Source organism: Pseudomonas putida, from assembly GCF_028682635.1.
GTDB lineage: Bacteria > Pseudomonadota > Gammaproteobacteria > Pseudomonadales > Pseudomonadaceae > Aquipseudomonas > Aquipseudomonas putida_AE.
This window is the reverse complement of sequence record NZ_JANHLK010000029.1, coordinates 60,788-77,095: the sequence shown is the minus strand read 5'-3', so window position 1 is coordinate 77,095 and position 16,308 is coordinate 60,788. Positions and strand designations below refer to the sequence as shown.

Below are 16,308 nucleotides of genomic sequence, written 5' to 3'. Positions count from 1 at the left end.
AGGGGGCAGGATTGGGTCGCCAGTTGTATGCGATTTTGTGCGCCGACACATGACAAATTATGTTTGGCCATAGGTCGTCGGACAATTTCGTGGTTAACTTCTGCCTCTTCAAAATTCTCCACCACCAACGTTCAGAAGGACTCCGTTCATGGCTCAAGTCACTCTTAAAGGCAACCCGGTTCAAGTCAACGGCCAACTGCCTCAAGCCGGTTCCAAGGCGCCAGCCTTTTCCCTGGTGGCCGGCAATCTGTCCGACGTCACCCTGCAAGACTTCGCCGGCAAGCGCAAAGTGCTGAACATCTTCCCAAGCGTCGACACCCCGACCTGCGCCACTTCCGTGCGCAAGTTCAACGCCCAGGCCAACGATGTCGCCAACACCGTGGTGCTGTGCATCTCCGCGGACCTGCCGTTCGCCCAGGCTCGCTTCTGCGGTGCCGAAGGCCTGGAAAACGTGCAGAACCTGTCGACCCTGCGCGGTGCCGAGTTCATCGAGAACTACGGCGTGGCCATCGCTGACGGCCCACTCAAAGGCCTGACCGCCCGTGCCGTGGTGGTACTGGACGAAAACGACAACGTGCTGCACAGCGAGCTGGTCAAGGAAATCGCTGAAGAACCTAACTACGAAGCCGCGCTCGCCGCTCTGAAGTAAGTAAAGCATTACAATTGTTAACGGCCTGGCCCTGTCCAGGCCGTTTTCATTTGTGTTTCAGTATGTTGGATATCTCTCCTGTTACGTAAGCCGAAGGTAAATTGCCGGTAAAGGCGCTTTGCTTATGACCCACCAGTGCTTATCGTTCAGCCTCATGTAAAACAAGCCCACGCGCCCAATGGTTGATCACTCAATGCAATCCTCCGCTTCCCGTAGTCCTCGTCGCTGGCTGTTTGGCCTGCTTGTCCTGTTGGTCATCGCCGCCCTGTGCTGGAAATTCTGGCCGGGCAGCGCTGCGCCGAAAGAGGGTGCGGGGCAAAAAGCCGTGGCCGGGCACACCGGCAGGTCAGGCGGGATGCGGCCGGGGTTTGGCGGCGCGGCAGGGCCTGTGCCGGTGCGTGTGGCGCCGGCGGTCACGGGGGATTTCCCGCTGTATTACAAGGCGCTGGGCACGGTGACGGCGCTGAACACCATCAACGTACGCAGCCGTGTCGGTGGTGAGTTGATGAAGATCTATTTCGAGGAAGGGCAGATGGTCAAGGCGGGCGACCTGCTGGCTGAAATCGACCCGCGTCCCTACCAGAACGCCTTGCTCCAGGCTGAAGGCACCTTACTGCAGAACCAGGCACAGTTGAAAAACGCCCAGGTGGATGTCGAGCGCTATACCGGCCTGTACCGTGAGGACAGCATCGCCAAGCAAACCCTGGACACCGCCGTGGCACTGGTCGGTCAGTACCTGGGTACGGTCAAGACAAACCAGGCGGCGGTCAACGACGCCAAGCTCAATCTGGAATTCACCCGCATCCGCGCGCCCATTGCCGGGCGTGTCGGCCTGCGCCAGCTGGACGTCGGCAACCTGGTGGCGGCCAACGACACCACCGCGCTGGCGATCATCACCCAGACCCAACCCATCAGCGTGGCCTTCACCTTGCCGGAAAACAGCCTCGACGTGGTGCTGGCCCGCTATCGCAGCGGTGCCAAGCTGCCGGCCGAGGCCTGGGATCGTGGCGACACCAAGCTGCAGGCCACCGGCGTGCTGCAGAGCCTGGACAACCAGATCGATGTCACCACCGGCACCCTGAAATTCAAGGCGCGCTACGAAAATCGCGACCAGGCGCTGTTCCCCAATCAGTTCGTCAATGTGCGCCTGCTGGCGGACACCCTCAAAGGCGTGGTGCTCGCGCCATCCGCAGCGATCCAGTTCGGCACCAATGGCACCTTCGTCTATGCCCTGGACGGCGACAAGAAGGTCAAGATCCGTCAGTTGAAGATCGGTGCCAGCGACGGCGAGAACACCGTGGTCACCGAAGGCCTGTCCGCCGGTGATCGGGTGGTGCTGGAGGGCACCGACCGCCTCAAGGACGGCAGCGATGTGGAAGTGGTCAACGACCCGCAGCAAGTGCCGACCAACCCCGCCGGCCACCTGCAGGGCAAATCGGCGGCCACCACGACTGAACCGGCACCTGCCAACAAGGCGAAAAAGGGCGGCGCATGAATCTCTCGCGGCTGTTCATCCTTCGCCCGGTTGCGACCACCCTGAGCATGCTGGCCATTATCCTGGCCGGCGTGATCGCCTATCGCCTGCTGCCGGTGTCGGCCTTGCCCCAGGTCGATTACCCGACCATTCGCGTCATGACCCTGTATCCCGGCGCGAGCCCGGATGTCATGACCAGTGCCGTGACCGCGCCGCTCGAGCGCCAGTTCGGGCAGATGCCCGGCCTGACCCAGATGGCGTCCACCAGCTCCGGCGGCGCCTCGGTGCTGACCCTGCGTTTCAGCCTCGACATCAACATGGACGTCGCCGAGCAACAGGTGCAGGCGGCGATCAACGCCGCGACCAACCTGCTGCCCAAGGATTTGCCGGCACCGCCGGTGTACAACAAGGTCAACCCGGCCGATACCCCGGTGCTGACCCTGGCAATCACCTCCAAGACCATGCTGTTGCCCAAGCTCAATGACCTGGTCGACACCCGCATGGCGCAGAAAATCGCCCAGATCAGCGGTGTCGGCATGGTCAGCATTGCCGGTGGCCAGCGCCAGGCGGTGCGGATCAAGGTCAACCCCGAGGCCCTGGCGGCCAACGGCCTGAACCTGTCGGACGTGCGCACCCTGATCGGCGCCTCCAACGTCAACCAGCCAAAAGGCAACTTCGATGGCCCGACCCGGGTGTCGATGCTCGATGCCAACGATCAACTGACCTCGCCCAAGGATTACGCCAACCTGATCCTGGCCTACGCCAACGGCGCGCCGTTGCGGCTCAAGGACGTGGCGGAAATCGTCGACGGCGCCGAGAACGAACGCCTGGCGGCCTGGGCCAATGAAAACCAGGCGGTGTTGCTGAACATCCAGCGCCAGCCAGGGGCCAACGTGATCGAAGTGGTGGACCGGATCAAGGCCTTGCTGCCGAGCATCACCGACAACCTGCCGGCCGGCCTCGATGTCACCGTGTTGACCGACCGCACCCAGACCATTCGCGCCTCGGTCACCGACGTGCAGCACGAACTGCTGATCGCCATCGCCCTGGTGGTGATGGTCACCTTCCTGTTTCTGCGCCGGGCCAGTGCCACGATCATTCCGTCGGTGGCCGTGCCGCTGTCGTTGATCGGCACCTTCGGCGTGATGTACCTGGCCGGCTTTTCGGTCAACAACCTGACCCTGATGGCCCTGACCATCGCCACCGGCTTCGTGGTGGACGATGCGATCGTGATGCTGGAGAACATTTCCCGGTTCATCGAAGAGGGCGACAGCCCATTGAACGCGGCGCTCAAGGGCGCCAAGCAGATCGGCTTCACCCTGATTTCCCTGACCCTGTCGCTGATCGCCGTGCTGATCCCGCTGCTGTTCATGGCCGATGTGGTGGGGCGGCTATTCCGAGAATTCGCGATCACCCTGGCGGTGGCGATCCTGATTTCCCTGGTGGTGTCCCTGACCCTGACGCCGATGATGTGCGCGCGGTTGCTCAAGCGTGAGCCCAAGGAAGAAGAGCAAGGCCGTTTCTACCGCGCCAGTGGCGCAGCAATTGATTGGATGATCGCGGCTTACGGTCGAAAGTTAAAGTGGGTTCTCAAGCACCAACCGCTGACGCTGATGGTGGCCATTGGCACCTTGGCGCTGACGGTGTTCCTGTACATGGTGGTGCCCAAGGGCTTTTTCCCGGTGCAGGACACCGGGGTGATCCAGGGCATTTCCGAAGCACCGCAGTCGATTTCCTTCGCCGCGATGAGCGAGCGCCAGCAGGAGCTGGCCAAGGTGATCCTGGCGGATCCGGCGGTCGAGAGCCTGTCGTCCTACATCGGCGTCGACGGCGACAACTCGACGCTCAACAGCGGTCGGTTGCTGATCAATCTCAAGTCCCACAGCGACCGCGACCTGAGCGCCACTGAAGTGATCGCGCGCTTGCAGCCGGAACTGGACAAACTGGTGGGCATCCGCCTGTTCATGCAACCGGTGCAGGACCTGACCATCGAAGATCGGGTCAGCCGCACGCAGTACCAGTTCAGCATGTCGTCGCCGGATTCCGAATTGCTCAGCCTGTGGAGCGGGCGCCTGGTCGAAGCCCTGGCCCAACGGCCGGAGCTGACCGACGTCGCCAGCGACTTGCAGGACAAGGGCTTGCAGGTCTACCTGGTGATCGACCGCGACGCCGCGTCGCGGGTCGGGGTGTCGGTGTCGAACATCACCGATGCGCTGTACGACGCCTTCGGGCAGCGGCAGATTTCCACGATCTACACCCAGGCCAGCCAATACCGCGTGGTGTTGCAATCGCAGTCCGGCGAGAAGATCGGTCCGCAGGCGCTGGACCAGATCCACGTCAAGACCACCGATGGCGGGCAGGTGCGCCTGTCCAGCCTGGCACATATCGAGGAGCGCCAGGCGCAACTGGCGATCACCCACATCGGCCAGTTCCCGGCGGTGATGATGTCGTTCAACCTCGCCCCCGGCGTGGCGCTGGGGCATGCGGTAGAGATCATCGAGCAGGTACAGCAGGACATCGGCATGCCGATTGGCGTGCAGACCCAGTTCCAGGGCGCGGCCGAGGCCTTCCAGGCGTCGCTGTCGAGCACCTTGCTGCTGATCCTGGCGGCGGTGGTGACCATGTACATCGTGCTGGGCGTGCTCTACGAGAGCTACATCCACCCGATCACCATTCTCTCGACCTTGCCCTCGGCGGCGGTCGGCGCCTTGCTGGCGTTGATCCTCAGCGGCAATGACCTGGGGATGATCGCGATCATCGGCATCATCCTGCTGATCGGCATCGTCAAGAAGAACGCGATCATGATGATCGACTTCGCCCTCGACGCCGAACGCAACCAGGGCATGGATCCGGAAACGGCGATCTATCAGGCGGCATTGTTGCGTTTCCGGCCGATCCTGATGACCACCCTGGCAGCCTTGTTCGGCGCGGTGCCGTTGATGCTGGCCACCGGTTCCGGCGCGGAATTGCGGCAACCCTTGGGTCTGGTGATGGTCGGCGGCTTGCTGTTGAGTCAGGTCCTGACCCTGTTCACCACACCGGTGATCTACCTGTATTTCGACCGCCTCGGTCGACGCTGGGGTCGCAAGCCTGAAGCCGTGGAAGCGGTAGAGCAGCCATGAACCTCTCCGGTCCTTTCATCAAGCGCCCGGTGGCAACCATGTTGCTCAGCCTGGCGATCATGCTGCTGGGCGGCGTGAGTTTCGGCCTGTTGCCGGTTTCGCCGTTGCCGCAGATGGACTTCCCGGTGATCGTGGTCCAGGCCAGCCTGCCTGGCGCCAGCCCGGAAGTCATGGCTTCCACCGTGGCCACGCCGCTGGAACGTTCCTTCGGCGCCATCGCCGGGGTCAACACCATGAGCAGCCGCTCCAGCCAGGGCTCGACCCGGGTCATCCTGCAATTCGACCTGGACCGCGACATCAACGGCGCGGCGCGGGAAGTGCAGGCGGCGATCAACGCCTCGCGCAACCTGCTGCCCAGCGGCATGCGCAGCATGCCGACCTACAAGAAGGTCAACCCGTCCCAGGCGCCGATCATGGTGTTGTCGTTGACCTCGGACGTGCTGGAAAAAGGCCAGCTCTATGACCTGGCGTCGACCATCCTGTCCCAGAGCCTGTCGCAAGTGCAGGGCGTCGGCGAAGTGCAGATCGGCGGCAGCTCCCTGCCAGCGGTGCGCATCGAGCTCGAACCCCACGCGCTCAACCAATACGGCGTGGCCCTGGACGATGTGCGCAACACCATCGCCAATGCCAACGTGCGCCGGCCCAAGGGCTCGGTGGAGGATGGCCAGCGGCTGTGGCAGGTGCAGGCCAACGACCAGCTGGAAAAGGCCAAGGACTACGAGTCGCTGATCATCCACTACGCGGACGGTGCCGCCCTGCGCCTGAAGGACGTGGCCAAGGTCAGCGACGGCGTCGAGGACCGCTACAACAGTGGCTTCTTCAACGACGATGCGGCGGTGCTGCTGGTGATCAACCGCCAGGCCGGGGCCAACATCATCGAGACGGTCAACGAGATCAAGGCCCAGTTACCGGCGTTGCAGGCCGTACTGCCGGCCAGCGTCAAGCTGAACCTGGCCATGGACCGCTCGCCGGTGATCAAGGCCACGCTGCACGAAGCGGAAATGACCCTGCTGATCGCCGTGGCGCTGGTGATCCTGGTGGTGTTCCTGTTTCTCGGCAACTTCCGCGCCTCGCTGATTCCGACCCTGGCGGTGCCGGTGTCGCTGGTCGGCACCTTTGCCGTGATGTACCTGTACGGTTTCTCGCTGAACAACCTGTCGCTGATGGCGTTGATCCTGGCCACCGGGCTGGTGGTGGACGATGCCATCGTGGTGCTGGAGAACATCTCCCGGCACATCGACGCGGGGGTGCGGCCGATGAAGGCGGCGTACCTCGGCGCCCAGGAAGTCGGCTTCACCTTGCTGTCGATGAACGTCTCGCTGGTGGCGGTGTTCCTGTCGATCCTGTTCATGGGCGGGATCATCGAGAGCCTGTTTCGCGAATTCTCCATCACCCTGGCGGCGGCCATCGTGGTGTCGCTGGTGGTTTCGCTGACCCTGACGCCGATGCTCTGTGCCCGCTGGCTCAAGCCACACACACCGGGCCAGGAAAACCGTTTGCAGCGCTGGAGCCGGCGAGCCAACGACTGGATGGTCGGCAAATACGCCACCAGCCTCGACTGGGTGCTGCGTCACAAGCGCCTGACACTGCTCAGTCTGTTTGTGACAATTGGCGTTAACGTTGCGTTGTATATCGTTGTTCCTAAAACGTTTCTTCCTCAGCAGGACACCGGTCAGCTGATCGGTTTCGTGCGCGGCGACGATGGTCTGTCGTTCAGCGTGATGCAGCCGAAAATGGAGATCTTCCGCCGCGCCGTGCTCAAGGACGAGGCGGTGGAAAGCGTCGCCGGATTCATCGGAGGCACCAACGGCACCAACAATGCGTTCATGCTGGTGCGCCTGAAACCGATCAAGGAGCGCAGTATTTCCGCGCAAAAGGTCATCGAACGCCTGCGCAAGGAAATGCCCAAGGTCGCCGGCGCGCAACTGATGCTGATGGCCGACCAGGACCTGCAGTTTGGCGGTGGCCGCGAACAGACTTCGTCGCAGTACTCCTACATCCTGCAAAGCGGGGATCTGGGCGCGTTGCGCGAGTGGTATCCGAAAGTGGTGACCGCCCTCAAGGCGCTGCCCGAACTGACCGCGATCGATGCCCGCGAAGGGCGGGGTGCCCAGCAGGTGACGCTGATCGTCGACCGCGACCAGGCCAAGCGCCTTGGGGTGGACATGGACATGGTCACGGCGGTGCTCAACAACGCCTACAGCCAGCGCCAGATCTCGACCATCTACGACAGCCTCAACCAGTATCAGGTGGTGATGGAGGTCAATCCGAAGTACGCCCAGGACCCGATCACGCTCAAGCAGGTGCAGGTGATCACCGCGGACGGCGCGCGGATACCGCTGTCGACTATCGCCCATTACGAGAACAGCCTGGCAGACGACCGGGTCAGCCACGAAGGCCAGTTCGCCTCGGAAAGCATTGCCTTCGACATGGCCGAAGGCGTGACCGTGGAGCAGGGCAGTGCCGCCATCGAGCGGGCCATTGCCTCGGTGGGACTGCCCGAAGACGTCATCGCTAAAATGGCCGGCACCGCCGATGCCTTTGCCGCGACCCAGAAGAGCCAGCCATGGATGATCCTCGGCGCGCTGGTGGCGGTGTACCTGGTGCTGGGCGTGCTGTATGAAAGCTACATTCATCCGCTGACCATTCTCTCGACCTTGCCTTCGGCGGGTGTCGGCGCGCTGTTGTCGATCTATGCCCTGGGCGGTGAGTTCAGCCTGATCTCATTGCTTGGCCTGTTCCTGCTGATCGGCGTGGTGAAGAAAAACGCCATCCTGATGATCGACCTGGCGTTGCAGCTCGAGCGCCATCAGGGCATGGCACCGCTGGAGTCGATTCGCAATGCCTGCCTGCAACGTTTGCGGCCGATCCTGATGACCACCCTGGCCGCGATCCTCGGCGCCTTGCCGCTGTTGCTGAGCCGCGCCGAAGGGGCGGAAATGCGCCAGCCGCTGGGCCTGACCATCATCGGCGGGCTGATCTTCAGCCAGGTGCTGACCCTTTACACCACCCCGGTGGTTTACCTCTATCTCGACAAACTGCGCCATCGCTTCAACCGCTGGCGTGGGGTGCGTACCGATGCTGCCCTGGAAACTCCGCTATGACTGACCGTTCGCTGTTCAACCTGGCTACACCGCTGATCACCGCCCGTGGCTCGCGCTTGCTGAGCCTGTCGCTGTGCGTGGCGATGCTCAGTGCCTGCGCCGTCGGCCCGGATTACCAGCGCCCGCAAACCGCGGAACCTGCGCAGTACAAGGAAGCGGCCGGCTGGCGCCAGGCCAATCCGAGCGATTCCCTGGCTCGCGGTGCGTGGTGGGAGCTGTACGGCGATCAGCAACTCAATGGCCTGATCGACAAGCTCAACAGCGCCAACCAGACCGTCGCCCAGTCCGAAGCCCAGTACCGCCAGGCCCAGGCCCTGGTGCGCAGCGCCCGGGGTGCGTTTTTTCCGACGGTGGACCTGACCCTGGGGAAAAACCGCTCCAGCCAGGGCACCGGCAGCAGCAGCTCCAGCCTGACCAGTTCCTCCAGTGGTATTCGTGACACCTACACCGCCCAGGCCGGGGTCAGTTGGGAAGCGGATGTCTGGGGCAAGTTGCGCCGCGGGCTGGAAGCCGATACCGCCAATGCCCAGGCGAGTTTTGCCGACCTGGCGGCGATGCGCTTGAGCCAGCAGTCGGAACTGGTGCAGAACTACCTGCAATTGCGGGTGATCGACGAGCAGAAGCGTTTACTTGAGGCGACCGTCGCGGCCTACCAGCGCTCGCTGAAGATGACCGAAAACCAGTACCGCGCCGGGGTTTCCGGCAAGGACGCGGTGGCCCAGGCGCAGACGCAACTCAAGGGCACCGAGGCGGACATGGTCGACCTGATCTGGCAACGCGCGCAGTTGGAAAACGCCATCGCCGTGCTGATTGGCTTGCCGCCGGCCGAATTCAGCCTGGCGGAAACCCAGACCATCCCGGCCTTGCCGGCGGTGCCATTGAGCCTGCCTTCGCAACTGTTGGAACGCCGCCCCGACATTGCCTCGGCCGAGCGCTCGGTCATCGCCGCCAACGCCAACATCGGCGTGGCCAAGGCCGCTTATTACCCCGATCTCACCCTGAGTTTGAACGGCGGTTACAGCAGCAGCACCTCGAAAGACCTGTTCAGCCTGCCGAACCGTTTCTGGTCGGTCGGCCCGCAACTGGCCATGACCTTGTTCGACGGCGGCCAGCGGTCGGCGGAAGTGGACCGCAGTGAAGCGGCCTACGACGAAACCGTGGCCAAATACCGCCAGACCGTGCTCGACGGCTTCCGCGAAGTGGAGAACTACCTGGTCCAGCTCAAGGTGCTGCAGGACGAAGCCGTGGTACGTCAGCAGGCGCTGGATGCAGCCCGCGAGTCGTTGCGCCTGACCGAGAACCAGTACAAGGCGGGGGTGATCGCGTACCTGGATGTGGTGGTGGTCCAGGCCGCGGCATTGAGCAATGAGCGCAGCACCCTGGACCTGCTGCAGAGCCGCCTGATTGCCAGTGTGCAGCTGATTGCGGCGCTGGGTGGCGGGTGGGATGGTCAACTGTAGGAGCTGCCGCAGGCTGCGATCCTTTGATCTTGGTTTTTAAAGGCAACGTCAAGAGATCGCAGCCTGCGGCAGCTCCTACAGGGGGGTGTGTTATGCCACAAGATCTATGTATCACCGCAAAACCTGTAGGAGCTGGCTTGCCAGCGAAGACGTCCGAAAGACTGGCGCAAGGTTCGAGGACGCCTTCGCCGGCAAGCCGGCTCCTACAGGGGGGCACGAGTGTGGACGGAGTTAATGTAAAACCTTAAAACAAGCGTTTCATCGCCTTGCTGGCCTTTTGCTCATTTTGTGAGTGCGTTCTCATTTGGAATCAGTACAATCGCCGGATTTATACCTCCGAGAACGGAAGCAGTACGGGGGTGATAACGAGACATCTTCATGCTCATCGGTAGTTATTCCCCAACGCTGGTAATCATTTCGCTTTGTGTGGCCATCCTCGCCTCTTACACCGCACTGGACCTGACCGGGCGCATTGCCACGGCCAAGGGCCGGGCGGTGCATTGGTGGACGGCGGGCGGGGCGTTTGCCATGGGCGTCGGGGTGTGGTCGATGCATTTCATCGGCATGCTTGCGTTCAAGTTGCCTATCGACCTGGGATACGACCTCCCCATCACCTTGCTGTCACTGCTGATCGGCATCCTGTCCTGCGGTTTCGCCCTGTGGCTGGTCAGCCAGGCGCGGTTGCCGGCCTGGCAGCTGGCGTTCGGTGCGCTGGTCATGGGTGCCGGGATCAGTGCCATGCATTACACCGGCATGGCGGCCATGCGCATGCAGCCGGGCATCGATTACGACCCGACGCTGTTCGGCGCGTCGCTGTGCATAGCGGTTGGCGCCTCGGGCGCTGCACTCTGGATTGCGTTCCGCCTGCGCCAGCACACACCTTATGTGCGCCTGATCCGTGGTGGCGCGGCGGTGATCATGGGCATTGCCATCGTCGGCATGCACTACACTGGCATGGCCGCCGCGCAATTTCCTGAGGGCAGTTTTTGCGGCGCAGCCGTCAATGGCTTGCGCGGCAATGGCCTCGACAACCTGGTCCTGATCACCACCCTGGCGGTATTGTGCATCGCCTTGCTGACCTCGATCCTCGATGCGCGCCTGGAAGCCCGGACCGCCAACCTTGCCCAGTCGTTGACCGAGGCCAATCGCGAACTGACCCAACTGGCCCTGCACGACACGCTGACCGGCCTGCCCAATCGCGTGTTGCTGGCCGATCGCATCGATCAGGGCATGTCCAGGGTCGACACCGAGGGGGGGTGTCTGGCGTTGATGTTCATCGATCTCGATGGCTTCAAACCGGTCAATGACGCCTTCGGCCACCACATGGGTGACCAGTTGCTGTGCGAAGTCAGCCTGCGCCTGCGCGAGGATCTGCGTGGCCAGGACACCCTGGCGCGCATAGGCGGCGATGAGTTCGTGCTGCTGGTGCAATTGAGCGAGCCGGACGACGCGATGAACCTCGCGGCCCGCCAGGTCAGCCTGATCGGCCGTTCGTTCCGGGTGGCCGATCATGATTTGCAGATCTCCGCCAGCGTCGGCATCGCGCTGTATCCGGGCAATGGCCAGACCGCTCACGAATTGCTGATGAACGCCGATGCGGCGATGTATCACGCCAAGGGCACGGGCAAGAACGGCTACAGCTTTTTCGATGCCTCGATGAACAGCAACGCGCGCAAGCAGCTGCAATTGCTCCAGGACCTGCGCAATGCCGTGGAGCAGAAAGAGTTCAGCCTGCACTACCAGCCCAAGTTCGATGCCAACAACGGCCGCCCGGTGGGCGCCGAAGCGTTGTTGCGCTGGGAGCACCCGACCCAGGGCATGCTGTTGCCGGACAAATTCATCGAACTGGCGGAAAAGACCGGGCTGATCATTCCTATCGGTGAGTGGGTGCTCAACGAAGCCTGCCGCCAGATGCGCGAATGGTATGTGCTGGGCTACACCGATTGGCGCATCGCGGTGAACCTCTCGGCCTTGCAGTTCTGCCATGTGGGCCTGGTGCAGAGCGTCGCCAAGGCGCTGGCCACGCACCGTTTGCCAGCCAACAGCCTGACTCTGGAAATCACTGAAACCACGGCCATGAGCGATGCCGATGCGAGCATGACGGTGTTGCAGGAGCTGTCGGACATGGGCGTTGACCTGTCCATCGATGATTTTGGTACCGGTTACTCGAGCTTGATGTACCTCAAGCGCCTGCCGGCCAACGAGCTGAAGATCGACCGCGGTTTTGTACGCGACCTGGAGCGTGACAGCGATGACGCCGCGATCGTATCGGCCATCGTCGCCCTCGGTCAGGCACTGGGCTTGCGGATCGTCGCCGAAGGCGTGGAAACGGGCTCGCAGCAGGACTTCCTGACCCAGCTCGGTTGCGATTCGTTGCAGGGTTATCTGCTGGGGCACCCGTTGCCAGCCGAACGCTTCATGAAAGAAATCCACCGCGCCGAGCAGTTGGCCCTGGCTTGATCTGGCCGGACCGATGAGGGTTTCATGCAAAATCCGCCAATGGCGGTTATTCTTCCCCCCGACTGCATAGGGTTGAAAGGGGGAAAGTTTGCATGGAAAAAGTCATCGTCATCACCGGCGGGAGTCGCGGCATCGGTGCCGCTACGGCGCTGTTGGCTGCCAAACAAGGCTATCGGATCTGCATCAACTACCAGGCCGATGAGCAGGCCGCGCAAACGGTGCTGGACCAGGTCCGCGCTTTGGGCGCCCAAGCCATCGCGGTGCGCGCCGACGTCAGCATCGAAGACGAAGTCATCGCCTTGTTCAACCGGGTGGACAGCGAGCTGGGCCGGGTCACGGCGCTGGTGAACAACGCCGGCACCGTCGGGCAAAAATCCCGGGTCGACGAGATGTCCGAATTCCGCATCCTCAAGATCCTCAAGACCAATGTGCTGGCGCCCGTACTCTGCGCCAAGCACGCCATCCTGCGCATGTCGCCCAAGCACGGCGGGCAGGGCGGCAGCATCGTCAACGTATCCTCGGTGGCCTCGCGTCTGGGCGCACCCAACGAGTACGTCGACTACGCAGCCTCAAAGGGGGCGCTCGACACCTTCACCATCGGTTTGTCCAAGGAAGTGGCGGGTGAGGGGATTCGGGTCAACGCGGTGCGACCGGGCTACATCTACACCGATTTCCATGCGCTGAGCGGCGATCCGGATCGGGTCAGCAAGCTGGAGTCGGCGATTCCCATGGCCCGTGGCGGGCGCCCGGACGAAGTGGCGGAGGCGATTGTGTGGTTGCTGTCGGACAAGGCGTCCTATGCGACGGGGACCTTTGTCGATTTGGGTGGTGGCCGGTAAAGATCAAGATCAAAAGATCGCAGCCTGCCCGTAGGAGCTGCCGCAGGCTGCGATCTTTGCTTTTAAAATGATCTGACTATCCGCCCCAACGTCTCCATCGCCTTCTCCGCAGCCTCTTCCCAAGGGCTGCCATAGTTCAACCGAATACAATTCCTGAAGCGCTGGGTCGGCGAAAAAATCGGCCCCGGTGCAATGCTGATCCCTTGCGCCAACGCCATCTGGAACAACTTCAACGAATCCATCTGCTCGGGCAGTTCCAACCAGAGGAAGTATCCTCCAGCCGGCTGGCTGACACGGGTCTGCGCCGGGAAATAGCGGGCAATGGCTGACAGCATGGCGCTTTGCTGCTCCTCCAGGGCGTAACGCAACCTGCGCAAATGGCGGTCATAACCGCCGTGTTGCAGGTAATCGGCAATCGCGGCCTGGGCCGGCATCGAGGCACAGAGCGAGGTCATGAGTTTCAGCCGTTCGATCTTCTGCGCATAACGTCCGGCGGCGACCCAGCCGATGCGGTAACCCGGGGCCAGGCTCTTGGCAAAAGAGCCGCAATGCATCACCAGGCCTTCGGTATCGAAAGCCTTGGCCGGTTTGGGCGCCTGTTGGCCGTAATAGAGTTCGGCGTAGACATCGTCTTCGATCAGCGGCACCTGATGGCTGCGCAGCAATTCCACCAGTTCGCGTTTTTTCGCTTCGGGCATGGTCGCGCCCATCGGGTTCTGGAAGCTGGTCATGCACCAGCAGGCCTTGATCGGATGGCGTTCCAGGGTTTGCGCCAGCACGCCGAGGTCGATGCCGTCGCGCGGGTGCACGGGGATTTCCACGGCCTTGAGTTTCAAGCGCTCCAGCACTTGCAGGCAGGCGTAGAACGCCGGGGCTTCGATGGCCACCAGGTCGCCGGGTTGCGTCACGGCTTGCAGGCACAGGTTCAGCGCTTCCAGGGCGCCGTTGGTAATCAGCAACTCTTCCATGGGCAGCATCAGGCCGCCGACCATGTAGCGCAGGGCAATCTGCCGGCGCAGTTGCGGGTTGCCCGGCGACATGTCGGTGACCACCATGCGCGGGTCCATGTCGCGGCTGGCGCTGGCCAGCGAGCGCGACAGCCGCTGCAGTGGAAACAGGGTCGGGCTGGGGAACGCCGAGCCGAAGGCGACGGTATTCGGGTCCTTGATCGAGTCGAGGACCGAGAACACCAGTTCGCTGACGTCGACTTCGGTGGATTCATTGACCTGGCTGCTGATCTCCGGCTCGGAAAACGGCCGTGGCGCATGGGCGTTGACGAAGTAGCCGGAGCGCGGACGGGCGCGAATCAGGCCGCGCCGTTCGAGCAGGTAATAGGCCTGGAACACGGTCGAGGGGCTGACCCCGTAGGTCTGGCTGGCGTAGCGCACCGACGGCACGCGCTGACCGGGCCCGAGGACGCCGGTGCGGATCAGTTCAGCGATGTCATCGGCGAATTTTTCGTAGCGTTTCATCGTTAGCCTGGATTGGTGTCATTCAAGAAACCGAGGTGACTTTTTCGCTGGCAAGCCAGCTCCTACAGGTATTGCAGCGTTCATGTGGGAGCGGCGGTGCGACGATTCGACTTGCTCGCGAATGGCGCACCGCAGTCTAAAGCCTTAACGGTTCATCGGCGCAACAAACCGGCTCTTGGCCACGCTGTAGACGCCTGGCTCATCGCTGTCGACGACCTTGAAGCTGATGCCCTGCGAACTGCTGCCTGGCCGTTCCGTCGTCATCGCCACCGACACCGGCACATCGACAATCTCGCCCGGTGCCAGGCTCAGCTCGGTCCTGCCCTGCAACTGGAAGCCCTCGCCGTCGACCAGGGCCAGGTGGTAGTCCTGGCGTTGCTGGGTCTTGTTGATGACCTTGAGGCTGTAGATGTTCTCGATCTGCCCCTGACTGTTCTCGCGAAACAGGCCGCGGTCCTTGCTCACGTCCAGCGACACCATCGGCCGCTCCATCAGCGCGATGACCAGTGCAACGATCATCACCAGCAGCACGGCGGTGTAACCGATCAACCGTGGCCGCAACAGGTGAGTCTTGCCGCCCTGCAACTGATGCTCCGAGGTATAGCTGATCAGCCCGCGCTCGTAGCCCATCCTGTCCATGATCGAATCGCAGGCATCGATGCACGCGGCGCAACCGATGCATTCCATCTGCAAGCCGTCACGAATGTCGATGCCGGTCGGGCACACCTGCACGCACAGCTGGCAATCGATGCAGTCACCCAGGCCGACCTCGGCCGGCTTGACCTCGCGCTTGCGCGGGCCACGGTTCTCGCCACGGGCCACGTCGTAGGAAATGGTCAGGGTGTCCTTGTCGAACATCACGCTCTGGAATCGCGCGTACGGACACATGTGCATGCACACCGCTTCACGCAGCCAGCCGGCATTGATGTAGGTGGCGCCGGTAAAGAACAGCACCCAGAACAGGCTGACGCCGCCCATCTGCAGGGTCAGCAGTTCTTCGGCCAGCGGACGGATCGGCGTGAAATAGCCGACGAAGGTCAAGCCGGTGAGCAGGCTGATCGCCAGCCACAAGCTGTGCTTGGCCGAGCGGCGCAGGAATTTGTTCAGCCCCCAGGGCGCCGCTTGCAGCTTGATGCGCTGGTTGCGTTCGCCTTCGGTGATTTTCTCGCACCACATGAAGATCCAGGTCCAGGAGCTTTGCGGGCAGGTGTAGCCGCACCAGACCCGGCCGGCGAACACGGTGATCGCGAACAGGCCGAACGCGGCAATGATCAGCAGTGCCGAGAGGAGGATGAAATCCTGCGGCCAGAAGGTCGCGCCAAAGATGTGGAATTTGCTTTCGGAGAGGTCCCAGAGCACCGCCTGGCGACCGCCCCAGTTCAGCCAAACGGTGCCGAAGAACAGCAGGAACAGAACACCCGCGCCGCTGATGCGCAGGGTTCGGAACAGACCGGTGAAGCTGCGGGTGTGGATCAGGTTGTCGCTGGACTTGGCCTTCATCTTTGGTCGCGAAGGCTCGAAAGTCTGTACTAAGGGGGCGCTTTCTACGGTTCGGACGGGGATTCTATCGCTCATGGTCTTTCGCTCATCAGCCTCCATCAGGCAGGAGCACTATGAGCGGCGATCTGTTTGCATAACAGACTCAGGTATTGCATTAAAAACCGGATCAGATGCTCGCGGCAGCCCGGCCTGCGACAAGTTGAAGCACCTGTCGCGGCGGGGCGTGGG

Annotated in this window: 9 protein-coding genes; 7 read left to right on the top strand and 2 right to left on the bottom strand. The window is 62.4% G+C overall.

Annotated elements, in window-relative coordinates:
• Positions 1-148: 148 nt before the first annotated feature.
• The 7 genes from tpx (at position 149) to NPS56_RS26210 (ending at position 13,108) form a co-directional block, all read left to right on the top strand.
• Complete coding sequence (gene tpx / locus NPS56_RS26240) at positions 149-649, top strand: thiol peroxidase (RefSeq protein ID WP_274077334.1); 501 nt, start codon at positions 149-151, stop codon at positions 647-649.
• 178 nt (positions 650-827) lie between these two features.
• Entirely contained in the window at positions 828-2,144 is a 1,317-nt protein-coding gene (locus tag NPS56_RS26235; protein ID WP_274077333.1) for an MdtA/MuxA family multidrug efflux RND transporter periplasmic adaptor subunit, read from the top strand.
• The gene (locus NPS56_RS26230) at positions 2,141-5,245 is read left to right on the top strand and encodes an MdtB/MuxB family multidrug efflux RND transporter permease subunit (RefSeq protein ID WP_274077332.1); all 3,105 of its coding nucleotides are present in this window, start codon (positions 2,141-2,143) and stop codon (positions 5,243-5,245) included. The genes NPS56_RS26235 and NPS56_RS26230 overlap by 4 nt, the downstream gene beginning before the upstream one ends.
• Positions 5,242-8,349, top strand: a complete 3,108-nt coding sequence (locus NPS56_RS26225; RefSeq protein ID WP_274077331.1) for an efflux RND transporter permease subunit — start codon at positions 5,242-5,244, stop codon at positions 8,347-8,349. Before NPS56_RS26230 ends, NPS56_RS26225 begins: the two co-directional genes overlap by 4 nt.
• Positions 8,346-9,809 carry an efflux transporter outer membrane subunit gene (locus NPS56_RS26220; protein ID WP_274077330.1) on the top strand — a complete coding sequence of 488 codons (1,464 nt, stop codon included), beginning with the start codon at positions 8,346-8,348 and terminating at the stop codon, positions 9,807-9,809. Before NPS56_RS26225 ends, NPS56_RS26220 begins: the two co-directional genes overlap by 4 nt.
• Positions 9,810-10,187: 378 nt before the next feature.
• Entirely contained in the window at positions 10,188-12,269 is a 2,082-nt protein-coding gene (locus tag NPS56_RS26215) for a putative bifunctional diguanylate cyclase/phosphodiesterase (protein ID WP_274077329.1), read from the top strand.
• A 92-nt stretch (positions 12,270-12,361) separates the two neighbouring features.
• Positions 12,362-13,108: an SDR family oxidoreductase gene (locus NPS56_RS26210; RefSeq protein WP_274077328.1), complete on the top strand. Its 747-nt coding sequence runs from the start codon at positions 12,362-12,364 to the stop codon at positions 13,106-13,108.
• A 62-nt stretch (positions 13,109-13,170) separates the two neighbouring features.
• Here NPS56_RS26210 and mapR read toward each other — a convergent pair whose 3' ends face one another.
• Positions 13,171-14,580 carry a GntR family transcriptional regulator MpaR gene (gene mapR / locus NPS56_RS26205; protein WP_274077327.1) on the bottom strand — a complete coding sequence of 470 codons (1,410 nt, stop codon included), beginning with the start codon at positions 14,578-14,580 and terminating at the stop codon, positions 13,171-13,173.
• Between the two features lie 144 nt (positions 14,581-14,724).
• Positions 14,725-16,155: a cytochrome c oxidase accessory protein CcoG gene (ccoG, locus tag NPS56_RS26200; protein WP_274077326.1), complete on the bottom strand. Its 1,431-nt coding sequence runs from the start codon at positions 16,153-16,155 to the stop codon at positions 14,725-14,727.
• Between the last annotated feature and the right edge of the window lie 153 nt (positions 16,156-16,308).

What these genes read in the sequence shown, in the direction of transcription:
- tpx (WP_274077334.1), top strand. Translation starts at nt 149, where the DNA reads ATGGCTCAAGTCACTCTTAAAGGCAACCCGGTTCAAGTCAACGGCCAA.
- NPS56_RS26235 (WP_274077333.1), top strand. Translation starts at nt 828, where the DNA reads ATGGTTGATCACTCAATGCAATCCTCCGCTTCCCGTAGTCCTCGTCGC.
- NPS56_RS26230 (WP_274077332.1), top strand. Translation starts at nt 2,141, where the DNA reads ATGAATCTCTCGCGGCTGTTCATCCTTCGCCCGGTTGCGACCACCCTG.
- NPS56_RS26225 (WP_274077331.1), top strand. Translation starts at nt 5,242, where the DNA reads ATGAACCTCTCCGGTCCTTTCATCAAGCGCCCGGTGGCAACCATGTTG.
- NPS56_RS26220 (WP_274077330.1), top strand. Translation starts at nt 8,346, where the DNA reads ATGACTGACCGTTCGCTGTTCAACCTGGCTACACCGCTGATCACCGCC.
- NPS56_RS26215 (WP_274077329.1), top strand. Translation starts at nt 10,188, where the DNA reads ATGCTCATCGGTAGTTATTCCCCAACGCTGGTAATCATTTCGCTTTGT.
- NPS56_RS26210 (WP_274077328.1), top strand. Translation starts at nt 12,362, where the DNA reads ATGGAAAAAGTCATCGTCATCACCGGCGGGAGTCGCGGCATCGGTGCC.
- mapR (WP_274077327.1), bottom strand. Translation starts at nt 14,580, where the DNA reads ATGAAACGCTACGAAAAATTCGCCGATGACATCGCTGAACTGATCCGC.
- ccoG (WP_274077326.1), bottom strand. Translation starts at nt 16,155, where the DNA reads ATGAGCGATAGAATCCCCGTCCGAACCGTAGAAAGCGCCCCCTTAGTA.